Annotated in this window: 30 protein-coding genes; 11 read left to right on the forward strand and 19 right to left on the reverse strand. The window is 39.5% G+C overall.

Annotation, left to right across the window (positions count from 1 at the left end):
• Positions 1–52 precede the first annotated feature (52 nt).
• The gene (locus ACQY73_RS22140; protein WP_428655055.1) at positions 53–487 is read left to right on the forward strand and encodes an SRPBCC family protein; all 435 of its coding nucleotides are present in this window, start codon (positions 53–55) and stop codon (positions 485–487) included.
• 11 nt (positions 488–498) lie between these two features.
• On the opposite strand, the gene ACQY73_RS22145 is transcribed toward ACQY73_RS22140, so the two are convergent.
• The gene (locus tag ACQY73_RS22145; protein WP_428655057.1) at positions 499–1242 is read right to left on the reverse strand and encodes an ABC transporter ATP-binding protein; all 744 of its coding nucleotides are present in this window, start codon (positions 1240–1242) and stop codon (positions 499–501) included.
• Positions 1243–1248: 6 nt separating this feature from the next.
• Complete coding sequence (gene tatC / locus ACQY73_RS22150; protein WP_428655060.1) at positions 1249–2151, reverse strand: twin-arginine translocase subunit TatC; 903 nt, start codon at positions 2149–2151, stop codon at positions 1249–1251.
• 300 nt (positions 2152–2451) lie between these two features.
• On the opposite strand from tatC, the gene ACQY73_RS22155 reads away from it, so the two are divergent.
• Together ACQY73_RS22155 and ACQY73_RS22160 are read left to right on the forward strand one after the other, a co-directional pair.
• The gene (locus ACQY73_RS22155; RefSeq protein WP_428655062.1) at positions 2452–2880 is read left to right on the forward strand and encodes a hypothetical protein; all 429 of its coding nucleotides are present in this window, start codon (positions 2452–2454) and stop codon (positions 2878–2880) included.
• The gene (locus ACQY73_RS22160; protein WP_428655064.1) at positions 2846–3607 is read left to right on the forward strand and encodes a geranylgeranylglyceryl/heptaprenylglyceryl phosphate synthase; all 762 of its coding nucleotides are present in this window, start codon (positions 2846–2848) and stop codon (positions 3605–3607) included. Before ACQY73_RS22155 ends, ACQY73_RS22160 begins: the two co-directional genes overlap by 35 nt.
• Positions 3608–3620: 13 nt before the next feature.
• Here ACQY73_RS22160 and ACQY73_RS22165 read toward each other — a convergent pair whose 3' ends face one another.
• On the reverse strand, positions 3621–5165 hold the full coding sequence (locus tag ACQY73_RS22165; RefSeq protein WP_428655066.1) for a hypothetical protein: 1545 nt from the start codon (positions 5163–5165) through the stop codon (positions 3621–3623).
• A gap of 268 nt (positions 5166–5433) precedes the next feature.
• Between ACQY73_RS22165 and argS the strand changes: the two genes are divergently transcribed.
• Positions 5434–7212 (forward strand): arginine--tRNA ligase, encoded by a 1779-nt coding sequence (argS, locus tag ACQY73_RS22170; RefSeq protein WP_428655068.1) that lies wholly within the window; start codon positions 5434–5436, stop codon positions 7210–7212.
• 51 nt (positions 7213–7263) lie between these two features.
• On the opposite strand, the gene ACQY73_RS22175 is transcribed toward argS, so the two are convergent.
• Both ACQY73_RS22175 and gcvT read right to left on the reverse strand, forming a co-directional pair.
• Entirely contained in the window at positions 7264–7971 is a 708-nt protein-coding gene (locus ACQY73_RS22175; RefSeq protein WP_428655070.1) for a 2-phosphosulfolactate phosphatase, read from the reverse strand.
• A gap of 121 nt (positions 7972–8092) precedes the next feature.
• A complete protein-coding gene (gene gcvT, locus ACQY73_RS22180) occupies positions 8093–9193 on the reverse strand; it encodes a glycine cleavage system aminomethyltransferase GcvT (RefSeq protein ID WP_428655073.1) in 1101 nt (366 codons plus the stop codon).
• Positions 9194–9358: 165 nt separating this feature from the next.
• Between gcvT and ACQY73_RS22185 the strand changes: the two genes are divergently transcribed.
• From ACQY73_RS22185 to ACQY73_RS22195, 3 genes are all read left to right on the forward strand, one after another.
• The gene (locus tag ACQY73_RS22185; RefSeq protein WP_428655075.1) at positions 9359–10075 is read left to right on the forward strand and encodes a hypothetical protein; all 717 of its coding nucleotides are present in this window, start codon (positions 9359–9361) and stop codon (positions 10073–10075) included.
• A gap of 406 nt (positions 10076–10481) precedes the next feature.
• Positions 10482–11048 (forward strand): DUF4142 domain-containing protein, encoded by a 567-nt coding sequence (locus ACQY73_RS22190; protein ID WP_428655079.1) that lies wholly within the window; start codon positions 10482–10484, stop codon positions 11046–11048.
• A gap of 30 nt (positions 11049–11078) precedes the next feature.
• Positions 11079–11360: a hypothetical protein gene (locus ACQY73_RS22195; protein ID WP_428655082.1), complete on the forward strand. Its 282-nt coding sequence runs from the start codon at positions 11079–11081 to the stop codon at positions 11358–11360.
• 208 nt (positions 11361–11568) lie between these two features.
• Here the strand turns inward: ACQY73_RS22195 and ACQY73_RS22200 are convergent, their stop codons facing one another.
• From ACQY73_RS22200 to ACQY73_RS22225, 6 genes are all read right to left on the reverse strand, one after another.
• Positions 11569–13767, reverse strand: coding sequence for a peptidase domain-containing ABC transporter (locus tag ACQY73_RS22200; RefSeq protein ID WP_428655084.1), 2199 nt, complete (start codon positions 13765–13767; stop codon positions 11569–11571).
• Positions 13768–13830: 63 nt separating this feature from the next.
• Positions 13831–14358: a TlpA family protein disulfide reductase gene (locus tag ACQY73_RS22205; protein ID WP_428655087.1), complete on the reverse strand. Its 528-nt coding sequence runs from the start codon at positions 14356–14358 to the stop codon at positions 13831–13833.
• Positions 14359–14363: 5 nt separating this feature from the next.
• Positions 14364–14993: a hypothetical protein gene (locus tag ACQY73_RS22210; protein WP_428655089.1), complete on the reverse strand. Its 630-nt coding sequence runs from the start codon at positions 14991–14993 to the stop codon at positions 14364–14366.
• A 37-nt stretch (positions 14994–15030) separates the two neighbouring features.
• Positions 15031–15231, reverse strand: coding sequence for a hypothetical protein (locus ACQY73_RS22215; protein ID WP_428655091.1), 201 nt, complete (start codon positions 15229–15231; stop codon positions 15031–15033).
• Between the two features lie 56 nt (positions 15232–15287).
• Complete coding sequence (locus ACQY73_RS22220) at positions 15288–15494, reverse strand: hypothetical protein (protein ID WP_428655094.1); 207 nt, start codon at positions 15492–15494, stop codon at positions 15288–15290.
• A gap of 430 nt (positions 15495–15924) precedes the next feature.
• Positions 15925–16089, reverse strand: coding sequence for a hypothetical protein (locus ACQY73_RS22225; protein ID WP_428655096.1), 165 nt, complete (start codon positions 16087–16089; stop codon positions 15925–15927).
• A 416-nt stretch (positions 16090–16505) separates the two neighbouring features.
• Between ACQY73_RS22225 and ACQY73_RS22230 the strand changes: the two genes are divergently transcribed.
• Entirely contained in the window at positions 16506–16739 is a 234-nt protein-coding gene (locus ACQY73_RS22230) for a helix-turn-helix domain-containing protein (RefSeq protein ID WP_428655098.1), read from the forward strand.
• Between the two features lie 623 nt (positions 16740–17362).
• Here ACQY73_RS22230 and ACQY73_RS22235 read toward each other — a convergent pair.
• Together ACQY73_RS22235 and ACQY73_RS22240 are read right to left on the reverse strand one after the other, a co-directional pair.
• On the reverse strand, positions 17363–17566 hold the full coding sequence (locus tag ACQY73_RS22235; protein ID WP_428655100.1) for a hypothetical protein: 204 nt from the start codon (positions 17564–17566) through the stop codon (positions 17363–17365).
• 41 nt (positions 17567–17607) lie between these two features.
• Complete coding sequence (locus ACQY73_RS22240; protein ID WP_428655103.1) at positions 17608–17793, reverse strand: hypothetical protein; 186 nt, start codon at positions 17791–17793, stop codon at positions 17608–17610.
• Positions 17794–18015: 222 nt separating this feature from the next.
• On the opposite strand from ACQY73_RS22240, the gene ACQY73_RS22245 reads away from it, so the two are divergent.
• Positions 18016–18249 (forward strand): helix-turn-helix domain-containing protein, encoded by a 234-nt coding sequence (locus ACQY73_RS22245; RefSeq protein ID WP_428655105.1) that lies wholly within the window; start codon positions 18016–18018, stop codon positions 18247–18249.
• A gap of 535 nt (positions 18250–18784) precedes the next feature.
• Here the strand turns inward: ACQY73_RS22245 and ACQY73_RS22250 are convergent.
• Positions 18785–18988: a hypothetical protein gene (locus ACQY73_RS22250; protein ID WP_428655107.1), complete on the reverse strand. Its 204-nt coding sequence runs from the start codon at positions 18986–18988 to the stop codon at positions 18785–18787.
• Positions 18989–19197: 209 nt separating this feature from the next.
• Between ACQY73_RS22250 and ACQY73_RS22255 the strand changes: the two genes are divergently transcribed.
• Entirely contained in the window at positions 19198–19431 is a 234-nt protein-coding gene (locus ACQY73_RS22255; RefSeq protein ID WP_428655109.1) for a helix-turn-helix domain-containing protein, read from the forward strand.
• A gap of 917 nt (positions 19432–20348) precedes the next feature.
• Here the strand turns inward: ACQY73_RS22255 and ACQY73_RS22260 are convergent.
• Positions 20349–20549, reverse strand: a complete 201-nt coding sequence (locus ACQY73_RS22260) for a Vmc-like lipoprotein signal peptide domain-containing protein (RefSeq protein WP_428655111.1) — start codon at positions 20547–20549, stop codon at positions 20349–20351.
• A 223-nt stretch (positions 20550–20772) separates the two neighbouring features.
• On the opposite strand from ACQY73_RS22260, the gene ACQY73_RS22265 reads away from it, so the two are divergent.
• A complete protein-coding gene (locus tag ACQY73_RS22265) occupies positions 20773–21006 on the forward strand; it encodes a helix-turn-helix domain-containing protein (RefSeq protein ID WP_428655113.1) in 234 nt (77 codons plus the stop codon).
• Between the two features lie 1275 nt (positions 21007–22281).
• On the opposite strand, the gene ACQY73_RS22270 is transcribed toward ACQY73_RS22265, so the two are convergent.
• From ACQY73_RS22270 to ACQY73_RS22285, 4 genes are all read right to left on the reverse strand, one after another.
• Positions 22282–22449: a hypothetical protein gene (locus tag ACQY73_RS22270; protein ID WP_428655115.1), complete on the reverse strand. Its 168-nt coding sequence runs from the start codon at positions 22447–22449 to the stop codon at positions 22282–22284.
• 743 nt (positions 22450–23192) lie between these two features.
• A complete protein-coding gene (locus ACQY73_RS22275; RefSeq protein ID WP_428655118.1) occupies positions 23193–23381 on the reverse strand; it encodes a hypothetical protein in 189 nt (62 codons plus the stop codon).
• 326 nt (positions 23382–23707) lie between these two features.
• Complete coding sequence (gene pheS, locus ACQY73_RS22280; RefSeq protein ID WP_428655120.1) at positions 23708–24748, reverse strand: phenylalanine--tRNA ligase subunit alpha; 1041 nt, start codon at positions 24746–24748, stop codon at positions 23708–23710.
• Positions 24749–25118: 370 nt separating this feature from the next.
• A complete protein-coding gene (locus ACQY73_RS22285; RefSeq protein WP_428655122.1) occupies positions 25119–26738 on the reverse strand; it encodes an amidohydrolase family protein in 1620 nt (539 codons plus the stop codon).
• Between the last annotated feature and the right edge of the window lie 106 nt (positions 26739–26844).

The following is a 26844-nucleotide window of genomic DNA, read 5'->3' on the forward strand; positions in this document are numbered from 1 at the left end:
GAATTGTGGTGCAAAGTAGAAAACTTTTTTGAGTGAGGGAAGTTAAGAGTATATGAAACTCATTCTGAGAACCTCCGTTCAACAATCCTTCCAAGAAGTTTGGAAGGGATTTAATGAAACACTTTTTCGCCGGTTAAATCCACCCTTTCCTCCCGTTCGGGTGGTTCGCTTTGATGGATGCTCAAAAGGAGATACGGTGGAATTGGAATTGAATTTCCTTTTATTCAAACAGCGGTGGAAAAGCGAGATTACCGAGCAGCAAAGCGATAGCACAGAGATATTTTTTATAGATCAAGGCATCAAACTACCCTTTTTCCTGCGCTATTGGCGACATCGCCACCGAATTATAAAAGACGGAGAGCACGCTGTCATTGCGGATGAAATCGAGTTTCGTACTCCGTTTTTCCTGACCGACTATTTATTTTATCCTCTTTTGTATGGACAGTTTTTGTATCGGAAGCCCGTTTACCGCAAGGTGTTTTCCTGAATTTATATAAGCTATCTCATATCCCGAAGGAGCTTATTGGCAAAGATAAATTCATTCAATTCAGGTACTGTTGAGTGAGTAATGGTCGTATTATCACCTTCCCAGACCTTGTGCCCTTTGTAGAGGAACATTACTTTTTCACCGATCTCAAGGACAGAGTTCATATCGTGCGTAATTACGACGGTGGTAATGTGGTATTCGTCGGTTATTTCCTTGATGAGTTCATCAATTTTGATGGAAGTGAGCGGGTCCAAACCGGAGTTGGGTTCATCACAAAACAAGTATTTGGGATTCATCACAATGGCGCGGGCAATACCTACGCGCTTTTTCATCCCACCGCTGATCTCCGAAGGCATTCGTTTGGCTGCCTGCTCTAAGCCCACACGTGTGAGACACACCGCTACGCGGTCGTCCTTTTCGCTGTCGCTCATGTTCGTCAGCATTTCCAATGGGAAGCGCACGTTTTGGGCTACGGTCTGAGAATCAAACAATGCGCCACCTTGGAAAAGAACGCCCATTTCGCGGCGAATTTGCTTGCGGGTTTCTTCGTCATTGTTCCAAAAATCGCGTTCGTTGTAGAGGACATTGCCTTTGTCGGGCTTGACCAATCCGATCAGGCATTTGAGCAGCACGCTTTTACCCGTGCCGCTCCCGCCAATGATCAAATTTGTATCGCCCGGTTTGAAAGTACCGGACACATTTTCCAATACCATACGTCCATCGAAGGACTTACAAATGTCGGTGAATTGAATCATGATAAATTACATGTCAGCATCAGGATTCCAAGGCTCGCCCATCGCGCTTGATTCTTCTTCTCTGGCGTCCAGTTCAGCATCTTTCTTTTTGTTACGTTCTACCCAGCCGGAAACAAAAATACTGATCTCGTACAAGAGGGTCAGAGGCAAAGCAACCAACACTTGGCTCAGAACGTCGGGAGAAGGCGTAATTACCGCCGCAAGAATCAGAATCACCACAAAGGCATGTCTGCGATACTCGCGCATAAAGCGAGGATTCAGGACGCCGATTCTGGATAATACAAACGCAGCTACGGGCAATTGGAACGTAAGTCCACAGGCCAGCGTCAACATGGCAATGAGGCCAATGTAAGAAGTAACGCTGAATTGGTTTTGGATGGTGGGGTCTAACTTAAAGTTAGCTAAGAAGTTGATTGCCAACGGAGCCACAATAAAATAGCCAAAAGCCACGCCTGAGAGAAATAGAAAAGTTACGTAAAAAACGGCTCCTCGGGCAGCTCTGCGTTCGGATCTCTTCAGACCGGGCTTGATAAAACGCCACACTTCCCAAAATGAATAGGGAAAGGCAAAAAGCAATCCAATGATCACGGAAGAAAGCAAAGCCATTGAAAATTGATCTGACAGACCAATGCTTTGCAGTTCAAAATCTAATTTATCAATACATAGTCCTTCGGCACCCGTAAAACTACCGAGCTTACAGAGCATTCGATAGGTCCAGAAATCGGGTTGTGAAGGAGCAATAATAACCGAATGATAGATTTCTTCAATGTAAACGAAAGCTAAAATGGTAAAAATCAAAATGGCGCCCACTGCCCGAATTACGTGCCAACGCAGTTCTTCAAGGTGGTCAATGAAACTCATTTCGTCGCCGGTGGCTGTCTCTTTGTCAAATTCTTGGTCGAGTGGCATTTTCTATTTTTATATTGGTAATAATCATTTTATGTTACGCAACGGAGATAATTCAGTCAAAGTAAAATACATCGCAATGTACTAATCTACCTTATATAAACGTACAAAGGTACACGCTTAGACGTTTTTGCCTTACTATTTCTTTAAAAATTAGGTTCAGTTTTGGGCTTCCAGTAAGTTTTTACGACTTTTGAGAAAGATTTACTATTTAATTTTAAGTGGAATTTAATAGATAAGGCGTAAATTGTCTCTGTTATTCCCCCTTAAAATTCCTGAGATCATCTTAAAAACATCCACATAATGGCTACACTCCCAAAAAATATCCTGACTTTTGAGGAGCCCTTTGGTGACACCAATGGCCGTAAAGTTGAATTGAAAAGTACCACAGAAGGCTACCGCCGCCTGTTGGAAGAAAAGTTGGAAGACTTAAAAATTGACGCGGCTGAAATCGGCAAGCAAGCCATTGTGATCGGCGGGGTAATTGCGGCGGTCTATTTATTGGTTGATGCGTTATTGCCGGAGGATGAACCGGAAATTAAAGTGAAGAATGGAAGCAACGTTCCGGTGGTCATTGAGCGTCATGAAGAAAAAACATCGTGGGTTACCAAAGCTGTCGTTTCGTATGCAGTGACGTGGGCATTGGGAATGGCACGGGAAAAATTAATTGATTATTTGGCTACTCAGCAAAATTCGAATGCAGGCACAAATACGAACGAAACTTCAAAATAATCTTAAAAACGGGCGAAAAGCGTTCGCAGTGTTGCTCGACCCGGACAAGGTAGAGTTAGAATCGTTTCCGTTTATGCTCGCCGAAAGTGTGCGTTATGGAGTTGATTTTTTCTTTGTTGGAGGCAGTCTTATTACCCGATACGCTTCGGATGAGATCATTGCGGCCATTCATAAACATACTTCTATTCCTGCCATTCTGTTTCCGGGCAACAGCCTTCACATAGAACCTTCGGCGGATGCTATTTTGTTGCTTTCGCTTATTTCGGGGCGTAATCCTGAATTGCTCATCGGTCAGCACGTTATTGCGGCGCCGTTGTTGAAAAAAAGTAAATTGGAAATCCTGCCAACGGGTTATATGCTCGTGGAAAGCGGCCGCGCTACTACGGTTTCATATATCAGCAACACCACCCCTATTCCTCACGATAAGCCGGGTGTAGCGGCCTGTACTGCTATGGCAGGAGAGCTACTGGGACTGCAAATCATGTATTTGGATGCCGGCAGCGGCGCTCAAAAGCCGGTTTCGGCCGAAATGATCGCGGCAGTTCGTCAAGCGGTGGATACGCCCATTATCGTTGGCGGTGGCATCAATTCCATTGAAAAAGTGCAATCGGCGTTGGAAGCGGGCGCAGACGTGGTCGTAGTAGGAAACGGCATTGAGAAAAACCCTGACCTTTTGCCCGAAATCGCGCAGGTGGTCAGAAGTTTTAACGAAAAAATAATTGCTTAATCTAAGAATAGTGTTAATTGCCTGAAGACTTCCCTTTTTTAGTTTCCTCTTTGGCTTCTAAGCGCGGAGCATACGGATCGTAAGAGAAACGATTGATGTAAAACACCTCGCGCGGTGCTCCGATCCATTTTTCACTCCCGATTTTTTGGTAACCGTACGCCAGGAAATAACGGTCGTACCAAGCGGCCAAAAGCCCGCGCTCATTGTCAACGATGCGTTCGGTGTCGTTTGCACTTTTGATGGTAAATTCCTCTCTTTCGCGAACCACTTTATTCCGCTCGATCACCTCCGTATTGATTTTGCCGTCTTTGGGATATCCCAGCACCAAAAGTCCGTCACGACGGGTGACCTGAATCATGGGCAGAAGCTCAATGCTCTCAACATTTTCGAGGGCAAAGCAATTGTCCCACAACAAATTTCCTGCTTTGTCAAACCCGCAGACGATAGCATGCGTATAGCGAAAACCATCGTATTCACGATTGGAGCTACGAGTAACACCGCCATAGTACATATTCCCATTTTTATACACAGGATAATAGACCTCAGCTACCAGTACAAACTCATTTTCGGTTTTGATCACTTCATGCACCAGCAAACGATACCGAAATTTAGGTTCTTTTCCTTCTTCTTTTTGTTTGGATATTTTTTCAACCACTCGTTGCTTGCGCTTGGGTTTGAGGTAATTAAAAAAGTTTTCCAATTTTGAAAAATCAACCCACTGCAACTTTTCGGGTTCAGAGTCTTTGATTCTTGAAAAATACAACCCTTGTGAATATTGCGTGCAACCCTGTGCATAATTACCGACAATGAGTGAAGAAGCCTCATCAAGCGGTAAGATCTTTCCTGAAATTAAGCCATTATTATCCTCAAAAGGCATCGTTGTCGTTTTGAGCAGCTTTCCTTCGTATGAATAGGTTTTAATGGTAAACTGGCAATCACCCCGTTTGATGGTATATAACAATACACTAAGTTGATTGCGCTGTTCGTCGAGTTCAATATTGCTGATCTCGGTGTTCGTACTGTACAAATAGGGAAGTGCCTTGATGCTTTTGTCAAAAAATGAAAAAGCCATAACCACGGGGCGGCTATGGTGATAACCGCCGATAAAAGCCGTATTCCCCAATACTTTAAAATGGACAATGTCGGCGCGGGTCAAGAGGTCACCTTTAAAAGTTTCGATGTCGCCGTTGCCAAGGTCTACGCGCAGCACGGTCAGCTTGTCGCTGTCGGTTTCCTGAAGCAGCCAAAAAAGGTAGTGTTGATTATGGTAGGTTTTGATGGGATGCAGCTCATACGATAACTTATACTCTGCCGACCATTTTTGTTTCAATAAGGAGTCAAAACGAAAAAAAGACCATTTTTCGTTGCCATAATATTCTTCTTTTCGTTGTGTAACCAACAAGCCCTCCTTGTCGAGCGGAGTTACGTCAAAATATTCATCGCTTGTTTGGCTAACTTTAAATTCCAGCCTCAACGATTGATCCAGTTGCGTCTGGGCTTCCAAAATGAAAGGGCCGGCGCAAATCAAGATAAGTATTATTTGTTTCAACGTTTTCATTTCTTGACTGTTAAGTGCTTAAAAGTTAATGGTTCATCATCAACAATTGGCAGGAATAAAAATAGCGAACGGTTTGGATAAATTCAACTCTTTTGTGAGCATTAAGAAGTTGAAGATACGAAAATACGATTAATTTATTATTTGCTTGCTGAATTTGAAGTACTTTTGCGACTCGTTTGAGCCGTTTATTTGTTAATTGTCTCGGACTTCCGGCTGCCTTTTAACAATAACGAACCATGATGAATAACGGGTTAATGAATACGTAATTATGCAAATCGAATCAATTCTCAAGACGTATATCCAAAGCGCATTACAGGAAATTTATAACGTTGTCGAAGAAACAATCCTGCTTCAGCCTACCAAAAAAGACTTTGAAGGTTTTTATACGTTTGTCACTTTTCCCTACACTAAGAGCCTGCGAAAACCGCCGGTCGAAATAGGAAATGCGCTTGGTCAGTACTTGCTTGAGAAATCGGGTGTGGTAAGTAAATTCAATGTAGTGCAGGGGTTTTTGAATCTCAGCATTGCCGAGTCGGCATGGATCGAAGCTCTTAATGCCTTAGCCCTTGACCCAAATTTCGGATTTTCGCCCGCCAATGGCCAATCCGTGATGGTGGAGTTTTCGTCGCCCAATACCAACAAACCGCTGCATTTAGGTCATTTACGGAATAATTTCCTGGGAGATTCGGTTTCGAGAATTTTGAAAGCGAGTGGTTTCAACGTGGTCAAAACCTGTTTGGTCAACGACCGCGGTATTCACATCTGCAAATCCATGTTGGCGTACGCCAAACTTGGCAATGGTGAAACACCTGAATCGTCAAACCTCAAAGGAGATCACCTGATCGGCAAATATTACGTGCTGTTTGATAAAGAATACAAACGGCAAATTGAAGCATTGGTTGCCGAAGGAATGACCAAAGAAGAAGCGGAGAAAAAAGCGCCGTGGATGCTCGAAGCCCAACAATTGCTGCTGAAATGGGAACAGGGCGATGCCGAAACCATTGCGCTTTGGAAGCAAATGAACGAATGGGTCTATGCCGGTTTTAACGATACGTATCAAAAGATCGGTGTCAGCTTTGATAAAACATACTACGAATCAAATACGTACCTTCTCGGCAAAGATGCGGTAGACGAAGGGTTAACCAAAGGTATATTCTTCAAAAAACCGGACAATTCAGTTTGGATCGATCTCTCGGCCGAAGGGTTGGACGAAAAGCTCGTTTTAAGGGGTGATGGTACTTCTGTCTACATGACGCAGGATTTGGGTACGACCGATCTTAAATTCGCTGATTTCCACAGTGATAAATCCATTTGGGTAGTAGGCAACGAGCAGGATTATCATTTTCAGGTGTTGTTTGCTATACTGAAACGGCTTGGTCGTACGTATGCAGATGGCTGTTATCACCTTAGTTACGGTATGGTCGATCTGCCGTCGGGCAAAATGAAATCGCGCGAAGGAACCGTTGTGGATGCCGATGAATTGGTGGCTGAAGTGACCGCTGCTGCCGCCGAAGAAGGAAATGCAAAGGGAAAAATAGACGATTTCAGCGAAGCCGAAAAACAAAAACTATTCTCCATGTTGGGCTTAGGTGCCTTAAAATATTACCTGTTGAAAGTAGATCCTCAAAAACGAATGCTGTTCAACCCCGCAGAATCGGTGGAATTGCACGGACATACAGGGCCGTTTATTCAATATACGCATGCCCGTACGCGTTCGGTACTGCGGAAAGCCGTACAAATGGACGTGGAATGGTCAAAACCGGCGGCTACCGTTCCGCTGACAGATTCAGAAAAAGAAGTTATTTTTTGTTTGACCCAATTTCCGGAGCGAATCGCTGATGCAGGCCGCAACTATTCCCCGGCGTTGATTTCGCAATATGCCTACGAGTTAGCAAAGGCTTACAATACATTTTATGCCGAAGTTTCAATTTTACAAGAACCTAACGCTGATGCACAACAGGCCCGTCTATTGCTCTCACAGGCCGTTGCTGATGGAATACAGAAAGCGATGGGGTTGCTGGGGATTGAAGTGCCGGATAGGATGTAGACAGAAGCTGGGAGCAGGGAGTTGGAGTTTTCCGGCTCCCAGCTTTTTCAATTACAAACAAACCAACGTGCTCCCGCGCAATATGGGCACTACGTCGTATAAATCACGTTGTAGGCAATAGGAAATATCTTTTTGGATACCGAGGCGTTGGAGACGGCGTACGTGCGATGAGTTGGATACATAGCCCAACAGATCATCTTTGGCTTGCTGATAGGCACGCATCGCCATCAGGGCGCTGTCTTCAGCGATCATGTATTCTTCTTTGAGTGCTTCTACCAATGCTCCCGCAAAAAGCGTATCCTCCAGATTGACGCGGCCTTTCCAACCCGCACACAAAACCAGTACATCGTACGACTGCGATTGAAGGTAATTTGCCACTGCGCCTAAGTTTAGGAAAGAGCCCACCAATACTTTTACGGCATCCGCTTTGGCTTTAGTGATGGATAAGGTTCCGTTGGTGGTTGTCATGGCGATGTGGGCGCCAACGAGCTGATCGTCCATGTAACTGAAGGGAGAGTTGTCCAATTCAAATCCTTCCACCTTCATGGCGTTGCGTTCTGCTGCTGCAAAATATCCTTTTTGTTGGTAAGCATAACATTCTTCTACCGTGGCTACAGGGGTAATACTTGCTATGCCGTAGGCCAAGCCCGTGACCATGCAGGAGGTAGCCCGAAAAACGTCAGCAACGACCACGATGGTATTGTCAATGGTATGGAGATGTAATAGATCAGGAGTTAGGCAGACATCAATGGATTTCATAAAAAAGGGAAAATAGGTACACAGATGATGACAAATTAGAAAGATCTGCAACGGATCAACTCAGCATAGTGTTGAGAAAATCCGTTTTATCTGTGCTCTATTTCATCAAATTGATTGGAAATTATACGGTTGGTTTTACAAAAGGCGGCTTTACGACCTGCGCTTTCAATAGTTTTTCGCGCACTTTTACAAATATCTCACTTCCCGGTTTGCTGTAAGCGGCAGGTACGTAGCCCAATCCGATACCCTTACCTAACGTGGGTGACTGAGTTCCTGAAGTTACGTGACCGATCACATTTCCTTCGGCATCGCATAAGTCATAATGTCCGCGCGGAATACCGCGGTCGATCATTTCAAAACCTACTAATTTCCGTTGGATACCCGCCTGTTTCTGTTGGAGAAGTGCTTCGGAGTTGATGAAATTTTTGGTGAATTTGGTCACCCAGCCTAAGCCTGCTTCGAGCGGAGAAGTTGTGTCATCAATGTCATTACCGTACAGACAATAGCCCATTTCGAGGCGAAGGGTATCGCGGGCGCCTAAACCAATGGGTTTGATGTCAAATTCTTTTCCGGCTTCAAAAATGTGGTGCCAGGCGTGCAATGCCACGTGATTGGGGATGTATAATTCAAATCCGCCCGCACCGGTGTAACCGGTTGCAGAGATAATAATATCCGGTAAACCCGCAAAGGTGCCTTTTTTAAAAGTATAATAATCCATCTCGGCCAAAGGAACATCCGTTAATTTTTGGATGGCTTCGGCAGCTTTAGGGCCCTGAACGGCAAAGAGGCACATATCATCCGAGGCATTGATCATGTCAACCCCTTCGGTATTATGACTTTCAATCCAGTTCCAGTCTTTTTCAATGTTGGAGGCATTGACCACTAAAAAGTATTCTTCATCGTCGATCTTATACACCAATAAATCGTCAACGGCGCCACCCTGATCGTTGGGCAGATAACTATATTGGATTTTACCGTCAAACAAAACTGAAGCGTCATTGGCCGATACCCGTTGAATGAGGTCGAGCGCTTTGGGACCTTTCAGGATAAACTCGCCCATGTGCGACACGTCAAACACGCCTACGCCGTTACGAACACAGTTGTGTTCTTCAAGGTCGGAAGAATAGCGGACGGGCATCATATAGCCGGCGAATGGTACCATTTTTGCTCCCAGTTTTTGGTGCAGGTCGTTGAGCGGAACAGTTTTAAGTTGATCAGTCATAATTGGTCTGTTGAAATGTTGGTGCAAAGCTACCCTTCTAATTTGAAAATTTGAAAACCGGGCAATTGGAAAATACAGTTATTTCCAATTATTTATCCGATTTTTCATTTGTTCATTTTCAAAATTCGTATACTTTTGTCTTATACTCAACCTTTTAAGGTACAAATGGGCAAGAAAAAACAACCTGAAAATCAAGTCCCGATTGACTTCCGCTTGCAGGACCGCACGTTGCTTCACTTGGGGCAAATTGCGGCTCAGCGCGATGGTGAACGTTTATTTCAGGGATTGTTGGCGGGAGAATGGCTGTTGGAGCCCGCCGGCGAGGCAGCGGATGTATCTTCAGGACAAGACATCATCCGTCAGTTAGGCCGACGCTTGCCGTATCCGGAAGTTGTAAAAGTAGCGCAGCTACATCAGGTTGAAACGGAATTTATCGGTTTTTCGGCGCTTTTTCAAAACAAAGGTTGGGTTTTTTTGAATGCCAACGCCGGTGAACACGAACGGTGTTATTACACAGCACTGTTGACGGCATCGTTGGGGCTTTACATGAGTTATCCTCATCCCGATGCGTTGTGCCAACGTTCTGAAAAACTGGTGTTTGACGCCTTATTGCCCGAAAGTGAGGTACAAAGTTTCTTTCATCGAGGCATTACCAAGATTTCCTCTTCCCTGGCGATGGACATTGCCGATTTCTTCCGCGTACCGTTTACGATTGTTCTGAAACGAGCACTTGCGTTGGAAGTGATTTCGGATGAACAATACCGCAACTTCATGACCGTCAAACCTGAACGTCCTGTTAAAGCGCGTCCTTTATTTGTTTCCAAATCCGGAGAATTGGAAGGCGATTTTGACGATGAACAATGGGTTGGAGGCGGGTTTTAGCCAATATCAATGTTTTGTAAATTCAATTGAAAGCTGCTGAGAGGCATTCATAATTTGAGGTTTGGCTTCTCCGAAGCCTAATAACTAATTGATAACGAACGCTACAAATGTTATGCTTCTCCGAAGCTTTTAATTTGTTGATGTTTTTCATCAACAAAGGCCTGATAATGCTATCCAAAACTGCCTCGGCGAGGCATAACCTTTGTAGAAATAATTTGATTATTACATATTTTGGCTTCGGAGAAGCCAAACCTCAAATTATGAATGCCATTGTTGGTGAAAAACACCAACAAATTAAGCTCTCTTTTAATTGCCAAGAGAAATAGGGTATTAATGCCTAATGCCCTATTTCTTTTACCGGCACGATTATTTAAAAAATAGTATTGAAATCATTAATTTCTGCAAAATGAAAGCCTTTTCAATACTCTTTTCGTGCATTATCATTGCGTTGCCTATGGTAAGTTGCAGAACCGCATCCCAAAAAAGCGACAGTGTTGCCACCGCCAATAAAATTAATAAAGAAAAAGCGGAGCAAAGCCAATTGGACAAAGACATCGCTGAATTCTTGGTTGAAATTGCGGATGGGCGCATGATGGATAAACGAGAAGGCGAAGAAGCCCTCAAAAAAGGAACTACGAAAGAAATACGGCAATACGGTCAATTGATGGTCAAAGACCAAACCAAGTTATTGAAGGAAGTAAAGAAATTGGCCAAATCGCATCAAATCACACTCCCGGCTTCTATCAGCAGCGAGAAACAGGAAGGGTTGGCCGATCTAATGAAAGAGCAGGACAAAGACTTTGACAGAAAATTTGTGAAAATGATCGCCATTGACCACGAGCGCGACATTAAATTGTTTAAAAAAGCCGGAATGTATGATGATGTTTCCGTAAGGCGTTTCGTGGTAAAATATTACCCAATGCTGGAAACTCATTTGGGTAAAGTAGAGGCAATTAAGAAGAATATGCAGTAACGAATAGCAAGGTATAATCTGATCTGAAACATGAATTTTATTACCAATAAAAAGCTGTTTGTCTTTAGTTTAGCGCTTGTGATGTACTTTCTGTTTTTATACTTAAATGCGGATGCGTTTCATTTAGAATATACATTTATAGGTGTTATTCAGGAAGTACTGACGTTGCCTTTACTGGTAATGCTGCTTCTTTTGCTTGGCTTGTCGCTCAAACGGACAATAAGTGAAAGATTTTCATTTATCAATTACTCATTTTGGTCCTTGCTCCTGTTGATGGTTTGTGTCACATTTACAGTAGGTTCTTTCTTTTAGATTTAAGCATGTGTTTTTTTCTTACGATAATACAAAAATAGGAGCGTTACCATTTTTAGAGTAGCACAAGCATAAAGGATTATCTCAATCGTTTTTGTTACTTCTGCTCTGAAAGTTGTTTCGGCAATTAATTTGATAACAAAAAGAACAGTAAAAAAAATGTTAAAATAGACTGGATTCTTCATAATGATTTATAGTTATATGCTGCCTAAAGGGATGCTGGCTCCCATTCCTGCCAATAATCGCTATAGCTATTAGCGTACTGCATTAATTGTTCATGGGTGCCTGATTGGGTAAGAATTCCATTTTCCAACAAATAAATATGGTCGCATATACTGCGTAATGTATGAAGACGGTGGCTGATAAAAAGAATTGCCATCTCCTTTTTAAGTTGTCCTAAAAGGTTCAATACAAAACGTTCGGTGTTGCGGTCGAGCGCTGCCGTTGCTTCATCTAAGATCAATAACTGAGGTTTAGGCACTAGCGCTCTTGCCAAGCCTATCAGCTGCCGTTGACCGCCCGAAAGATTTACCCCTTCTTCTCCCAAAACAGTAAGTACCCCTTGCGGAAAACTTTCTAAAAATGGTGCAAAGCCATAACCGGCAAGTAATTGAAAAGCTTTGATGATTTCTTGCTCAGTAGTGCCAAAACAGATATTGTCTATGACCGTTCCATTGAAAATATGTACCTGTTGCGGCACAATTCCGATAAGACTGCGCCAATGTTGTACATCCATTTCTTGAAGCGACATTTGCCCATTTATCAATAGCATTCCCGCTTCGGGTTCGTAAAAACGTTGAATCAGTTGGCAGATCAAACTTTTGCCACCTCCACTTTCGCCTACGATAGAAATAACTTCTCCTTTGTTTAGGTGAAAAGTAATGTCTTGCAGTTGTTGTGTTTTGCCGGGAAAGCGAAAAGAAATGTTTTGCGCATGAAGTGATTGGAAAGTGAACGTTTCTTCGGCCTGTGTTATTTTTTCCGGTATCACCTGTACAAATTCATACATGCGCTCAAAAGCGATCTTGGCATCATTGAGCGGTACACTGATCAAAGCCAAGTTGGTAACCGAAGGCAAAAGCGAGGAGACCGCGCCCAGAATAGCGGTCATTTCACCTATCTTGATCTGATTTTCATACACCGCGCGAATGGTAAGGGTCAATACCAAGGCAATAAAAGCAACCGATGCCACACCCGTTGAGGCAGCTAAAAATACTTGCTTAGTTCCTGATCGATAAACCTGCTCCTGAAAATGACCAAACAACAGTTTGTTGATGTTGCTGAAAAAGGATTGTTTGTTTCGATTTTTAACATCAGCAATGCCTTGGATCGTATTTATAAAATTCCCTTCGCTGTGAGAATAGGCGACCATCACGTTCGTTTGGGCTTCGATTAACCCTTTGTTTTGACGATATATCAGCCAAAAATAGAGTGGTAAGATCAATACACTTGCCAATCCTACGGGCCAATTGTAATAAAACAGCAAACCAAAAGAAGCAAAAACCATCAGCAGATCGACCAGCAGATTGCCCGTAAGCATACTAACGGTACTCTGAATACGACTGCTGTCGTTGAGCCGAGCCACAAAATCGCCAATACGACGGGTATCAAAAAATGATTTGGGAAGATAGAGCAGCTTGTCATAAAACGAAGTATTGATTCTGATGCCAAATTCTTTGCTTTGACGCAGTAACAGCAACTGCCGCAGCACCGAAAGCCCTACCCGTGCCAGTAATAATATCACCACCAACACCGTTGCCACGACGATACGCGTCACGTTTTTGGAAGGTAGAATTTTATCTATCAGCTGTTGTGAATAAATGGCCATAGCCAACCCCAAGGCTGCCATTACTACCCCAACTCCTGCACTCACGGCCAACAGAGGCACATCTTGCCGAATCAAATTCCAAAACCACTCTTTTTTAAGGTTAGCTTTTTCGTTTACTTTCACAAATGTCTCTTTGGGTTCTAACACCAGGCAAGCACCTGATTTCCAATGCGTTTTTAGCTCCTCCATCGACCATTCCACAATCCCATGTGCAGGATCACTTATCAAATGGATTGCCCCTTCCCCTGCAGGGGGAAGGCTGGGATGGGGGTAATAAATCACATAATGCTGTAAACCGCCTTCCAACTCAATATGAAGAATCACGGGTTTGCCGTGCTCGATAAGCGACGAAATGTCTGACTCATAGCCATCGGCTTCAAAACCTAATTGCAGGGCTGCTTCTTTAAGGCCAAGCAACGATGTACCGCTTAGATCAGCGCCGGAAAAGCGACGAATTTGTTCAAAATTGCTATCGCCGCCATAAAAACGTACCAACGATAACAGGCAAGCAACACCACAGTCGCGTTGGTCCAGTTGCAAAACGTGGCTGCGTTTGATCAACTCCAAAGATGCCGACATTTTAAAAATCAGGTTGGTTGGTAATGTATCGGATGGCCCATTCGAGCAGAAAAGCGGCGAGTTTTAATAGATAGTACATCCATGCAGGTGTTTTAAAATAGCTTCTATTTTGGTTTCGCCCACGTATTTTTTTGTCAAATTTCCTTCGGTATCATACATCAAAATCGTGGGTACGGTACGAAAACCGAATTGTTTATCCGCATCCTGCGGGGAGATGTGGGCGATTTTGAGTGAAGGAATTGTTTTTTGCAGACCGTACTTTTGTTCAAACTCCCGCAATACCCAAAGGCGCTCAGTGGATAGCCAAAGCAAGGTTACATTTTCAAAAGCATTTGCCTGTTTTTTCAATGCATTGGCTTCGTTTTGACAATGTTCGCAGTGGGGGTCAAAATAAAATATGACGATGGGCTTTGTGTTTGGGTGCAATGCAAAAGAGGTACTATCTAATCCTACCAATGCTACCGAAGGCAAGTGTTGAAGCTGCTGCTCGGTTTGTTTTTTTGCCGCCATACCTTGGTATGTTTTGACAAAAAGCAGCGTAGCCATACCTATCACACCCACCGTGAGTACGCTAAAAAATACTTTTTTCATGATTGTTAAGGGCTATAACTCACCGTAATAAACATCACTACCGCTACCCAAAGCAATAACCCCGTGCCGTAACTGGCCATTACGACCTCCATCGATTTACCCATATCATGCTCAATGAGTTGACTTATGCCTTTTGCCAACAAAACCCAATATATGATTTCAAACACATTGAAAAGTTGGAGAGGATAAATAAGCCAAGGCTGTACTTGGGTACTATCAAAGAAATTGAGCGCCGAAAGTGGGTAGAATGACTGTAAATCTTGGAGTGTGTAATCCGTTTGAAAAACAGCAAACCATACTATTTTTAAAAAGACAGGGATCAAAAAAACAAATTCTGCTTCCAACGCTACTCTAAAAGCTGCTTTAAACGAAAAGTGATTGGTAAAAAAATAAACGCCCAGACTCAGACAAGCAGTAATAAGTGTAAGTTTAATGAGAACAATCAGAGGTATCAATGCATATCCCACCCATTGCCACTCCTTAGTTTGTGTAATCACAGCTTCTATTTGCTCGTAGGTAAGCTGCTCGGCAAAGGTGTTGAAATAGAGTGTATCAGAAATTAAAATGTAGTTAGATAAAATCCCAAAAGTAGCCAATGCCAAAAAAAGCAATGACAATAAAAAATAGTTGTTCATGTCTATTAGAAGGACATATGCTCTTATGCTGTAAAAGTTATAATTTTTTGTTTTTTCGTATTATAATAGTTGATACCACAAAAAATACCAACAAAAATAATGTCGCTCCTGTTTGTACAGGATTCAAAAAATAAGGTGGTGCTTTTTTTATGTATTGAAAGTATAAAAGATATGCAGATAACAAAAAAGCAACTGTTCCTGAAAATTTTCTTATTTTTTTTAAAGTTTCTATACTCATAGTTTCTCTGTTAAAATTGGTGGTAGATACATCATTTATCTACCACCAATTAATTTTCAATGATCTACATATTGGCAAATTAATTGAGCAACAGTAAGCCCTCCACCAAACCCAGTTAATACAGCGCCAGGTATCCACTTGCCTACAAGCCCAGTAAGCCCTAGCCAATTACCAATATTATCTGGCGCCCAGCAATAGCCATTCCAGAAATCCTTATTGAAACCCGCGTTCAATGTTGCTAATTTATTATTATTTATTTTCATTTTGATAGCACATATAATCCAACATTAATTCCAAATATTGTTAAAATATTTTTTACTTTTTCTGTTTATAAAATTTGTAGAGATAGACAATGCAAATTCTAGCGATATAAATTGCTATAAGTATTAGGCCAACATTAACATACACATCTGCATCGGTAATATTTTTTAAATTCATCCAAAGCCCTACTAATAGAACTATTAATCCTACAATAACAGTGAGGTTTTTTTTCATTTTTTTAGATTGTATAAAATAACTCATTTTAATAATTTTCTACAAAATATAATTACACCTGCCCTAGTATTAGAGCCAAAAAACAGCAACTAAATAACCGCCTAACAATTGATTAGTTGCTGTTTTTTATTTTCAATAAATAATCAAGTATATGCCTTTATCCAGTTAAATACGAACGTTTTTCAAAACTAGCGACTATTAACCAAAACAACCAGAAGCAGCTGCACCAAAAGTAATACCTAAACAGAGTTCTGCGCGAAGAGTAACAGCTGCTGCAAATGCCCCCCAACCTAAAATTAAACATGTTCTATTAGATACTCCTGCCTCTATTAGACACATTTTCTGATTTGAAATTTTTTTCATAAAATAAGATTTTAATTTGTATTAAGATTAACTGTTCCAACAAGCCACATGTTCTGCAATTGTGCGTAAGTAACCCATTGGCATACTTCCGTATATAAACACTGCACGCATCGGAGCAGTAAAGCAAAATAGCCCCATCTCATTTCCATTTCCCATTATTTTCGCCATTTGTGCTGTCTTTAATTTCCTCATAATATTAATAGATTCATAAAGTTTTAGCCTACCCTTTACGCATTTCGGCAATCGCGGTGGTCCGACATCTCGGTTGGATGCGCATCAACGGCAGCAAATATATAATGTGATATAAGAAAGTGTTATTCAAAAATGAATAAAATGAAAATATTTTTTAGTTACCTTTTTTATTTTATTTCGTCATATTGATAAAAACTAATTTCTATCCTTATAAGTGTCGATTTATGAAAAAAATAGTAGGCGCTAAATTGAGAGAGTTGCATAAGGAAGGGCAGTACTCTCAAGAAGAAGTAGTAAATAATTTAGGAATTTCACAAGCAACTTATTCAAGACTGGAAAATGGACAGGGAAAGATAACGTATGAAATTATTTGTAAATTAATACATTTCTATAAGTTGAAGCCGGAGGATTTGAACGATATTTTTCCTTTTGGAATATTTTTACTAGTAGGTATATAAATGATTCGTTTAGAGATAATTGATTTTAATCAAATAATTTTTCTTTAAACTGTTTTAAACAAGAAACATTTGTTGAAAAAGGCTAATTTTGTTTGAAAAAATAGTAAAAACAACTATTGAACAACATTAATACCCAAAAATAAATCATTAAACCTTGATACTTGGAGTTGAAAAACCCAAGGAGGGCAATGAATATGGCTATAAAATTAGGAAGAATGATGCCTAACCATAATATCCATTTTTTTATATTCTTCATGTGTTAGAGAATCTATGTTTATCATTACTCTTTCCTTCATTCTTTATTGTTTTTATAGTTATTCTTAAAATAGGCAATTATTAGAAGGATTAATATAGAAATAAATGCCCCAAGAACTATTACAAATGGGTTGTTAGAATCATACAAAGGCCTTTTTTTGAAGTATTTGTAAAGTAAGAAGCTTGTAAGAAAAAGACCTATAATAGGGACAGCACTTTTTTTTATGAATCTCATTATTTAGAAGTTTAACTTGATTTCTATTTTTTGAAATTTGTACGCCATAATATTATGTTTGTATTAAGTTGAATAATAAATTTCAAACCTAATATTATGGCGTATTTTGTAGTAAAATTTCAATATAGGAAGTTTACGATTTAAGACAGGCCATACCTATAACAGCAGTTCCTACGGCTGCAATCAGGGTTGCCGCTCCACCGGTAGCTACAGTAGCCACTCCTGCCACTAACATTCCAGCAGCTCCTAAACTAAAGCCAGTAAGGAATCCGGAAGCTGCAATACACCAGCCACCACCATAAACTGATGCCATTTCAGTATTTTTTAATTTTCTCATTATTTTAAAAGTTTAATTTCAATTTTTTGAATTAATAAATACTATTTACCACACCCTCCGGCAAAATAGCCAACAGCCCCAACAGCCCCAATAACAATGCCTAAAGGCGCTGTAACAAATGCTGTGGTCAAAGCAACCCCAGCTCCCATAAGTCCCCAAGTTAAGAACTCACATATCTCACCTCCTGCTCTTGTCATCTCCATCTGTAGACTCTCAATTTTCTTCATTCTGTAAATGTTTCAAGTTTCAGCCTACCTTTAACGCATTTCGGCAATCGCGGTGGTCCGACATCTCGGTTGGATGCGCATCAACGGAGGTAAATATAGAGCAGTAGTTGAAAAAGTGTTATTCAAAAATGAATAAAATGAAAATATTTTTTTAGTGACCTTTCTTATATTATTTCGTCATATTGATAAAATGCTGATTTCTATTCTTATAAGTATCAATTTATGAAAAAAATAGTAGGCGCTAAGTTGAGGGAGTTACGCAAAGAAAGGCAGTGCTCTCAAGAAGAAGTAGTTAATAGTTTAGGGGTTTCACAGGCAACTTATTCAAGGCTGGAAAATGGACAGGCAAAGATAACATATGAAATTATTTGTAAATTAATACAGCTCTATAAGCTGAAATCGGAGGATTTGATTGATATTTTTCCTTTTGGAACATTTTTACTACTAGGTATATAAATACCCTATTTTGATGATTTGACAAAAACGCAAAGCCACTCATGATAAATATGAGCACTAGAAAACGTATATTGTTACTCATATTTCAATGCCTTTTCGTTTGGCAAAGTAGTAAAAAGAAATATTAAACAACATCAATATCCAAAAATAAACCATTAAACCTTCATATCTGGGATTGAGAAACGCAAGAAGGCCAATAAATAAGGCTATAAAATTAGGAAGGATAATACTTAACCATAATACTGTTTTTTTTATATATTAATAAGCTTATCTATATTAAAAAACTAATTTTTTATTCGAGTAACTGCAAGAATTGTTAAAACCATTGAGAAAATGCAAAGAGATTCCCCTACAATTGATTGCTGGTTTTTCAAATCTTCGATGATGTCATATATGCTAATAGCAATGACGAAAATTGATAAAAAAAACAGAGTTTTACGGATGGATGTGTTCATAGTTAGAAAATTATTCGGTCGTTGTTGGAAATTTTAGAACAACGACTGAATTGGTTTTAGAATTAAATAAATAAACGAAGCTATTTATGGCAGTCTTCGTGAATGGAAACCACTGCAACTAAGCCTGCCGCCATAGCAAAAGGAATTCCGATTCCTGTAGAGGCTGCAGCAACAGCGCCAGCTAAAGCAACAGCACCACCTAGAACAGACCCCCAACAACCACTAGCTTTTATTTTTTCTAATTTGTTGTTATGCAGTATCTTCATATTTTCTAATTTGTTCATTTTTTGAAAGGTTTGATAATTTTTAGCCTACTATTGACGCATTTCGGCAATCGCGGTTGGATGCGCATCAACGACAACAAATATATAGTATGATATAAAAAAGTGTTATTCAAAAATGAATAAAATGAAAATATTTTTTTAGTGAACTTTCTTATATTATTTCGTCATATTGATAAAATGCTGATTTCTATTCTTATAAGTATCAATTTATGAAAAAAATAGTAGGCGTTAAGTTGAGGGAGTTACGTAAAGAAAGGCAGTATTCTCAAGAAGAAGTTGTTAATAATTTAGGGATTTCACAAGCAACTTATTCAAGACTGGAAAATGGACAGGCAAAGATAACGTATGAAATTATTTGTAAATTAATACAATTATATAAGCTAAAACCGGAGGACTTGACTGATATTTTTCCTTTTGGAATATTTTTACTATTAGGTATGTAACTGATTCTTTTAGAGATAAACCTATTATAATACATGTAGTTACAGATAAAAAACGAATCTTTCTACAATAAAAAAATCAAATATTTAACTTATTTACAAGATAGAAATAAGTTATTGATAATAATGAAAAAGAAATAGATAATACCGTTGGGTTAAAGAATGTGTTTAAGTGTATTAAATTAATAGGCGTCCATTCTAAAATATTCATAAGCAAAACATTACGGGTTAAAAAAGCAAACATTTGTAAATTTGAAATAAATATTAATGAAGAATATAAAATTTCATATACCTTTTTTTGATTTTTTTTAGATGCAAAAAAAAGAAAAGTTTGTATATTTATGTGTGTTAAAATAAGAGATATTTGAAACCTTAAGAAGGTAGTAATGGAAATATTGATAAAAAAAGTATAAAGAGATAAATCGAAAAGTATAAATAAGATTAATAACTCTTTGCTAAAAATTTGATTTATAAAATTGTCTTTTTTGAAAATATAAAGATTGTTGTATAGGCCAATTATACAAATGGTATATAAGCTGTAATATAAATAAATATGAATTTTGTCTAATTTTTGCGATAAGAACCAATTATGATAAATAAATAATAAAATAGGCAATAATAAAATTATTGTAGCGATAATTTTATTTCGATTTATTCTCCAAATATGAGTAGTCATTATATCTAATTTTAGAAAGTTAAACCTTTTTTGCAGTTGAGTAATATATTTAGACAAAAATATAATTGAAGATGTTTGTTTCAAACTGTATGCCATTGAAATAAGAAAAAACCTAAGTCATATAGCATACAGATTTTTATTACAATATATTCCTCTTCAAAATATACTAAATTTGCCTTTTTAAAATACCTGTTTCAAAGTAAAAATGGCTTGTAATCATGGAACGTGTTTTATATTGTTTAATCTATCGATTAGGATTATTGCACGAAGTGGCAATTCCGGCGATTACAACAGATGCCCCACCTAGTAACAAAAGACCAGCTCCGAAACCTGTAGGTATTGTGGCAAATGTTAAAGCTGCACCTACTAGGGTTAAACCACATCCGAATGGGTCATAACCATATCCAGTCAATTTTTCCATTTGAACATTTTCTAATTTCTTCATTTCATAAAATGTTTAAAAATTTCAGCCTACCTTTTACGCATTTCGGCAATCGCGGTGGTCCGACATCTCGGTTGGATGCGCATCAACGGCAGCAAATATATAGTATGATATAACAAAGTGTTATTCAGAAATGAATAAAATGAAAATAATCTTTAGTTACCATTCTTATATTTTTTCGTCATATTGATAAAATGCTGATTTCTATTCTTATAAGTATCGATTTATGAAAAAAATAGTTGGCGCTAAATTGAGAGAGTTGCGCAAAGAAAGGCAGTACTCTCAAGAAGAAGTAGTAAATAATTTAGAGATTTCACAAGCAACTTATTCAAGACTGGAAAATGGGCAGGCAAAGATAACGTATGAAATTATTTGTAAATTAATAAAATTCTATAAACTGAAACCTGAAGACTTGAATGGTATTTTTCCTTTTGGAATATTTTTGCTACTAGGTATATAAATGTTCTGCTTAGATGACTTGATAAAGATTGTCTTTTAACCAAACTCTTTACTGCGAAAGCGGCTTTAACCGAGAAAGGCTTAGTGAAAAAATAAAAATTCAAACTCATACAAGAAGCGATAATCACGAACTTAAGTAGCACAATCACAGGCAGTGCTGTAATGCATATTCAAACCATTGTTATTCTTTGTTTTATGGCTTATGGTTCTATTTGTTTATAAGCAAAAAGTATTAAAATAAAGAATATCGGCAATTAAAAGATAGCTAAATAAGAAAATAAACACCTCAAGTGTGGAAGCGATAATTAAAATAAAAGACATTTTCTGCATTTATGAATTTTAGAATGTAAATATTTTTGCCTGCAGATATTTTAATAACCTTTTGAAATTTTCCAAATTTTAAACTCAAACAATAATCGGAGCAAAATCCAAGTGATTGATAACATCATTACTATTAAAGAAACATAGACTCCAAGCTTATTGCTTATATTATAAGATTTAAAAAAACCTAAAAATGAACAATATACACCAAATGTAGGAGCTATGAAGCCCGCAAAAATGTTTAATAATTTTTTCATGAAATTAAATAGCTATGTTGCTTGTAGTTTTTATACACTAACAATGTCGCGTAAATAAAATATTCAATCAATTTATAATTTATTTAAGATAATGTATTTTGCCAAATTTAACAACAAATAATAAAACTCAGTTTTTGCCTAAAAACAGCATAAAAAAATCCATTATTTGTCAATTCTTTTTCTTTTAATTATACTGACCCCCAGCATCTCTAAAAATACAGAAATAATAACCACTAACTCTATTGAAACTGCTATCAGTTTTTTTTGAGGAAGGTCTTCTTCATAAACTAATCTTTGTATTAAACCAAACATATAAGCCCATTGGATGAATATTACTAAATATTTTTTTTATGCCTTTATTGAAATTGTAATGCTATCAGGGTCATAATTTACAATTAACCGTATTCTTAATTTGAAAAAAATGTGCATAAATAACTAACACAAGTAAGACTGAAAAGCCAAAAGTGCCTCCTAAGTTTGCATAAAAAAGTAGTTTAGATGAAAATGGATATTTTGTAAATAAAGTATAAAAATTAAAAATCAGAATGACTATCAATTTATAGCTTTTTCTAAATAAAGATTTGCGAATTTTCATAATAAGTTTTTTTATACAATATAAAACCTGCAAAAAATCACTTTGTTTGATAGTACGAATTATAGCCTTGTTAAAGAGAGTAAAAGTATTTACTGATTATTATTTATTTTTTAATATTTAAAAAATACTCGCCATAATATAATATTGCTAAAATAATAATAACAGGAACAGAAGCTTTGTTAAAACTTTCTTCTAATATTTTATATTTTAAATTAATCAAATATATAAAAGCCCAAATACTAATAGTAAAAACTTTGAGTTTGTTTAGCATGATAATATTTGTTATTTTTAGATTTGTTGATATATGTTTTAGTGAAAAGAAGTTAGCCGATTCTTTTCACTAAAACAACCTAATTAATCAAAGCATCCTTCTTGAGTAGCAACTACAAAAACTGCGACTACTCATGCTAATGCACCTAATGAACAATCAAATGCTGCCCACACAGTAGCTACTGCTGCTGCAATACATAAAGAGATTGTTCACAACTATCCTGTATTTTCTGAAAATCAATAATTGATATTACTTCTATATACAATAAAGACCAAGATTGCCATAAAGAAAAGGCCATTTAATACTTGATATAAAGAATTATTAATAAATGAGTTTGTGACTGAATAAAGTAATAATAAAATAGCTAATGTATAATATCTATTTTTGCCTTTTAATAACCTATGCATGCTTTTAAGTCTTTTTCAAGAGCTATTTTATACGAGATTTATAATCATAGCTCTTGATTTTGTGTTTATTCCATTTTTGTGCTAATTCCACCCACTACCGTAACAGCTTGCAAAGGCTTTCGCATTTTCCCAAAAACCTGCTGAAAGTGCTCCGGCAGCCAATATAGTCAGTCCCACCCCACCTGTAACTACCGCAGCCCCTACGAATACCGCCGCAACTGTGAATGCGCCTAGAGATGAACCTATATCCCCGGCACATCCTCCGGCAATTGTTTTTGACATTGTAATAGTTTCTAATTTTTCATGAATAAAAAATGTTTATGATGATAATAATTACTAAGATTTTCCACAACCACCAAATGCCTTAGACCCAAGCCCTATTAGAGCCATAGGAATTCCAATAGGTGCTGTTATAGTCCAAGCCGTTAACCCTACTCCAGCTGTGATTAGATAATCTGTCAGCATTTCGCACTGCCATGCTCCACCATATAGCTTTTGCATTCTGGCCTTTTCAAGTTTCTTCATTTTAAGAAAAGGATAACTTATAATTTAAGCCTACTCTTAACGCATTTCGGCAATCGCGGTGGTCCGACATCTCGGTTGGATGCGCATCAACGGCACAAACTTAAAAGTTAAATACATAAAAAAATAGAGCAAAACTACCTCAATGTTTGAGGTAAAACTACCTCAGAAATTGAGGTAATCTCAAAGAATTGACGCATAAAGCCTGAAATTTTGTAGGACGTCAGCAGGTATAAAACATTTACAGAGGATTATAAAAAAGGGGCTGAAAATTAATTTTCAGCCCCTTTTTTATAATCCCTAATTCGTCAATTCCAAATCGTCATTCCTTATACTCCATCAAACTGACGCAGGAAACGTACATCATTTTCAGAATACAGGCGCAGGTCGCGGACGCCGTAGCGGAGCTGGGCGATGCGCTCAATGCCCATGCCAAAAGCAAAACCGGTGTATTCTTCGGGGTCAATGCCGCAGTTGGCTAACACATTGGGATCAACCATACCGCTTCCGGCAATTTCTACCCAACCGGTTCCTTTGGATAAACGATATGTTTCTTCAGTATCGGTACCTAACCAAATGTCGATCTCGGCGCTTGGCTCAGTGAACGGGAAGAATGATGGACGTAGGCGTATTTTTACATCTTTGTCAAACATCTCTTTGGAGAAGTGATAAAGCGTGTCTTTGAGGTCTTTGAAACTTACGTTTTTGTCGATGTACAAGCCTTCTACCTGATGGAAAAAACAATGCGCGCGTGCCGAAATGGCTTCGTTGCGGTATACGCGTCCGGGCATAATGGCGCGGATAGGCGGCTTTTGGCGCTCCATCATACGAATCTGTACGTTGGAGGTGTGCGTCCGCAGGAGCATGTCCTGTGTTGGGTCTTCGGCATTTTTAGCCACGAAAAACGTGTCCTGCATTTCGCGGGCGGGGTGATTTTCGGGAAAATTAAGGGCCGTGAAGTTGTACCAATCCGATTCAATTTCGGGGCCGTCGGCTACGCTGAAACCCATGCGTTCAAAGATCTCAATGATCTTGGCGCGGGCTAAGGTGAGCGGGTGTATACTTCCTAATTGGTTTGGAATTACGGGGAGTGTTAGGTCTACGGACGCGCCGTCCGTACCACTGTCATTGGCTTCAAATTCTGTTTGGATGAATACAAAGCGGTCGTTGGCGAAGTTTTTTAAGGCATTCAGTTCCTGACCTACTGAGCGCCGTTCTTCTTTGGCGATGTCTTTTAAACCTTCAAAAAGCGCTTCAACAATACCCTTTCTTCCCACAAATCGTTGACGGTATTGTTCCAGTTGCTCTTTGGTGGCAACTTCAAATTGCTCAATTTCCCGGTATATTTCTTTTACGCGTTCGGTTAGCATTCTTCTGTTAATTAGTATCCGTTATCAGTATGTTGTCTATCCGTTTTGTTCTTCGTGCTTTGTAATTATAGCATTAAACACGTTAAAACAGATGCAGGACAGATGATATTATTCGCAAAGGTAAGAATTCCTGCATAACTGACGATGGATTGTTCTGAACTCTTGTTGGAGAACATACAGAAGTAAAACCAACTTATTCGATTATTCCTTTTGCTGTTTTTCAGTTTATTATTTTTCTGTTTCTCGGTTCAATTAACAGGGAAATAGAAACGCGTTTAACACAAAGGGCAGCGATGGAATAAAAAGGAAGGAGGCAGAATAAGAAGGGCGGAGGTGAACGGTCCGCCGCCCGACCCCGCTCCTACGGTATTTATTCATTGCTGCCGGATACTTTTCCTGTTTTTTGAGGAATGCCCGGTTGAGTGATTTCGAAGTTTTCCTGTTTTTTGGCATCCGCAACGATCTTGCGAACATCGGCCAAGAGTTTTTTAGCGTCGTATACGATACCATCTTTCACGGTATATTTTACACCGCCTACGCGTACCACTTCGTTTTTGTCGTTGAGGCGAATGGCACCGGTTCCGTACAATGTTTTCAGGTTGGCAAGGGGATTTTCTTCGGTAATGACAAAATCAGCCAGTTTACCTACTTCTATGGAACCGATCTCTTTGTCCATTCCCAGAGCTTCGGCGCCTTTAAGCGTGGCGGCCCGAATGACCTCCATTGGGTGAAAACCTGCTTCACGCAACAATTCCAACTCACGGATATAGGCAAAACCGTACAGTTGATAAATAAAGCCCGAATCGGAGCCGGTAGTCACACGGCCGCCGCGATTTTTGTATTCGTTGATAAAGGCCATCCAGAGGCGATAATTCTCTTTCCAGGCCACTTCCTGCTCCGTACCCCAATTGTGCCAATAAGAGCCGTGCGAAATGCGACTGGGGCCATAAAAACGCCACAACGAAGGCAACGTGTAATCATCGTGCCATTCGGCCCGTCGTGCCAGCATCAGTTCACGGTTGGCTTCGTAGATATTGAAGGTCGGGTCAATGGTGAAATCCAGTTTCAGCATTTCCTCCATTACCTGATTCCATTTTTCGGTGCCGGGTTTGGCGGCCTGTTTCCACAGTTTGCCGGCTTCTTCAAATCGATTCTGCTCGTTGTTGTAGTTGTAGTCTGTTGGGTAATTTTGCAGGGTTTTATCATCAAACAAGGCTTCCGGAAGCCCGTACCAGTGTTCCATGCTTGTTAAGCCTGCTTTGGCGGTAGCCAACGCGTTCATGCGGCCCACTTCGGTTTGGGCGTGGTGCGCTGCTGAGCCGAGTTTTAACTTTTTATTTTCGTCTAATGCTGCCTTAAAAACTTCGGGTTCAGCGCCAAAAAACTTAATACCGTCTGCGCCTTTTTGCGCGTTTTGGCGAACCCATTCGCGAGCCTGTTCGGGCGTGGAAATAAAATCTTTGGCTCCCTGTCCGAAAACGGTATAAGCTTTAATACGTGGAGCCGTGATCAAATTTTTAGCGCTTTTCTCCTTTTGATCCAATACCCAGTCCAGTCCGTTACCGCAAGACGGGTCGCGGATGGTAGTAACGCCGTGCGCCAGCCAAAGTTTAAAAACATACTCGGCATTGGCTCCCTGCTGTACACCGCCGATGTGTCCGTGCATATCGACAAAACCCGGCATCATATACATGCCCTGACAATTCAGCTCTTTATCGCCCGGATTGGCTTTTACGCCGCTTTTTGGATCGGCGGGCATTCCCGGATAACCTGCCTGACGAATCTGTGCGATACGGTTGTTTTCCACCACAATATCCATCGGGCCGATCGGGGGCGAGCCGGTGCTGTTAATGATCGTTACACCTCTAATAATGAGTCGTTTGTGCGGGCCGTCTCCTTCGGCGCGATTGGGCGCTTTTTGAACCTGTGAAAGTACAGGAGATGAGTAGTAAAAAGCGAATAATGCCACTAAGAGTAAGAGTCTTTTCATACGAAAATTGGGATAGGTAGATGGAGTATAATGGTATTCCAAATGTAAGGAAGATTATGGATTTTGGTGTATCTTGCCCAACAAAAAGGGCGAATACTGATCGTAT

The organism is Runella sp. (assembly GCF_965279615.1).
Taxonomy (GTDB): domain Bacteria; phylum Bacteroidota; class Bacteroidia; order Cytophagales; family Spirosomataceae; genus Runella.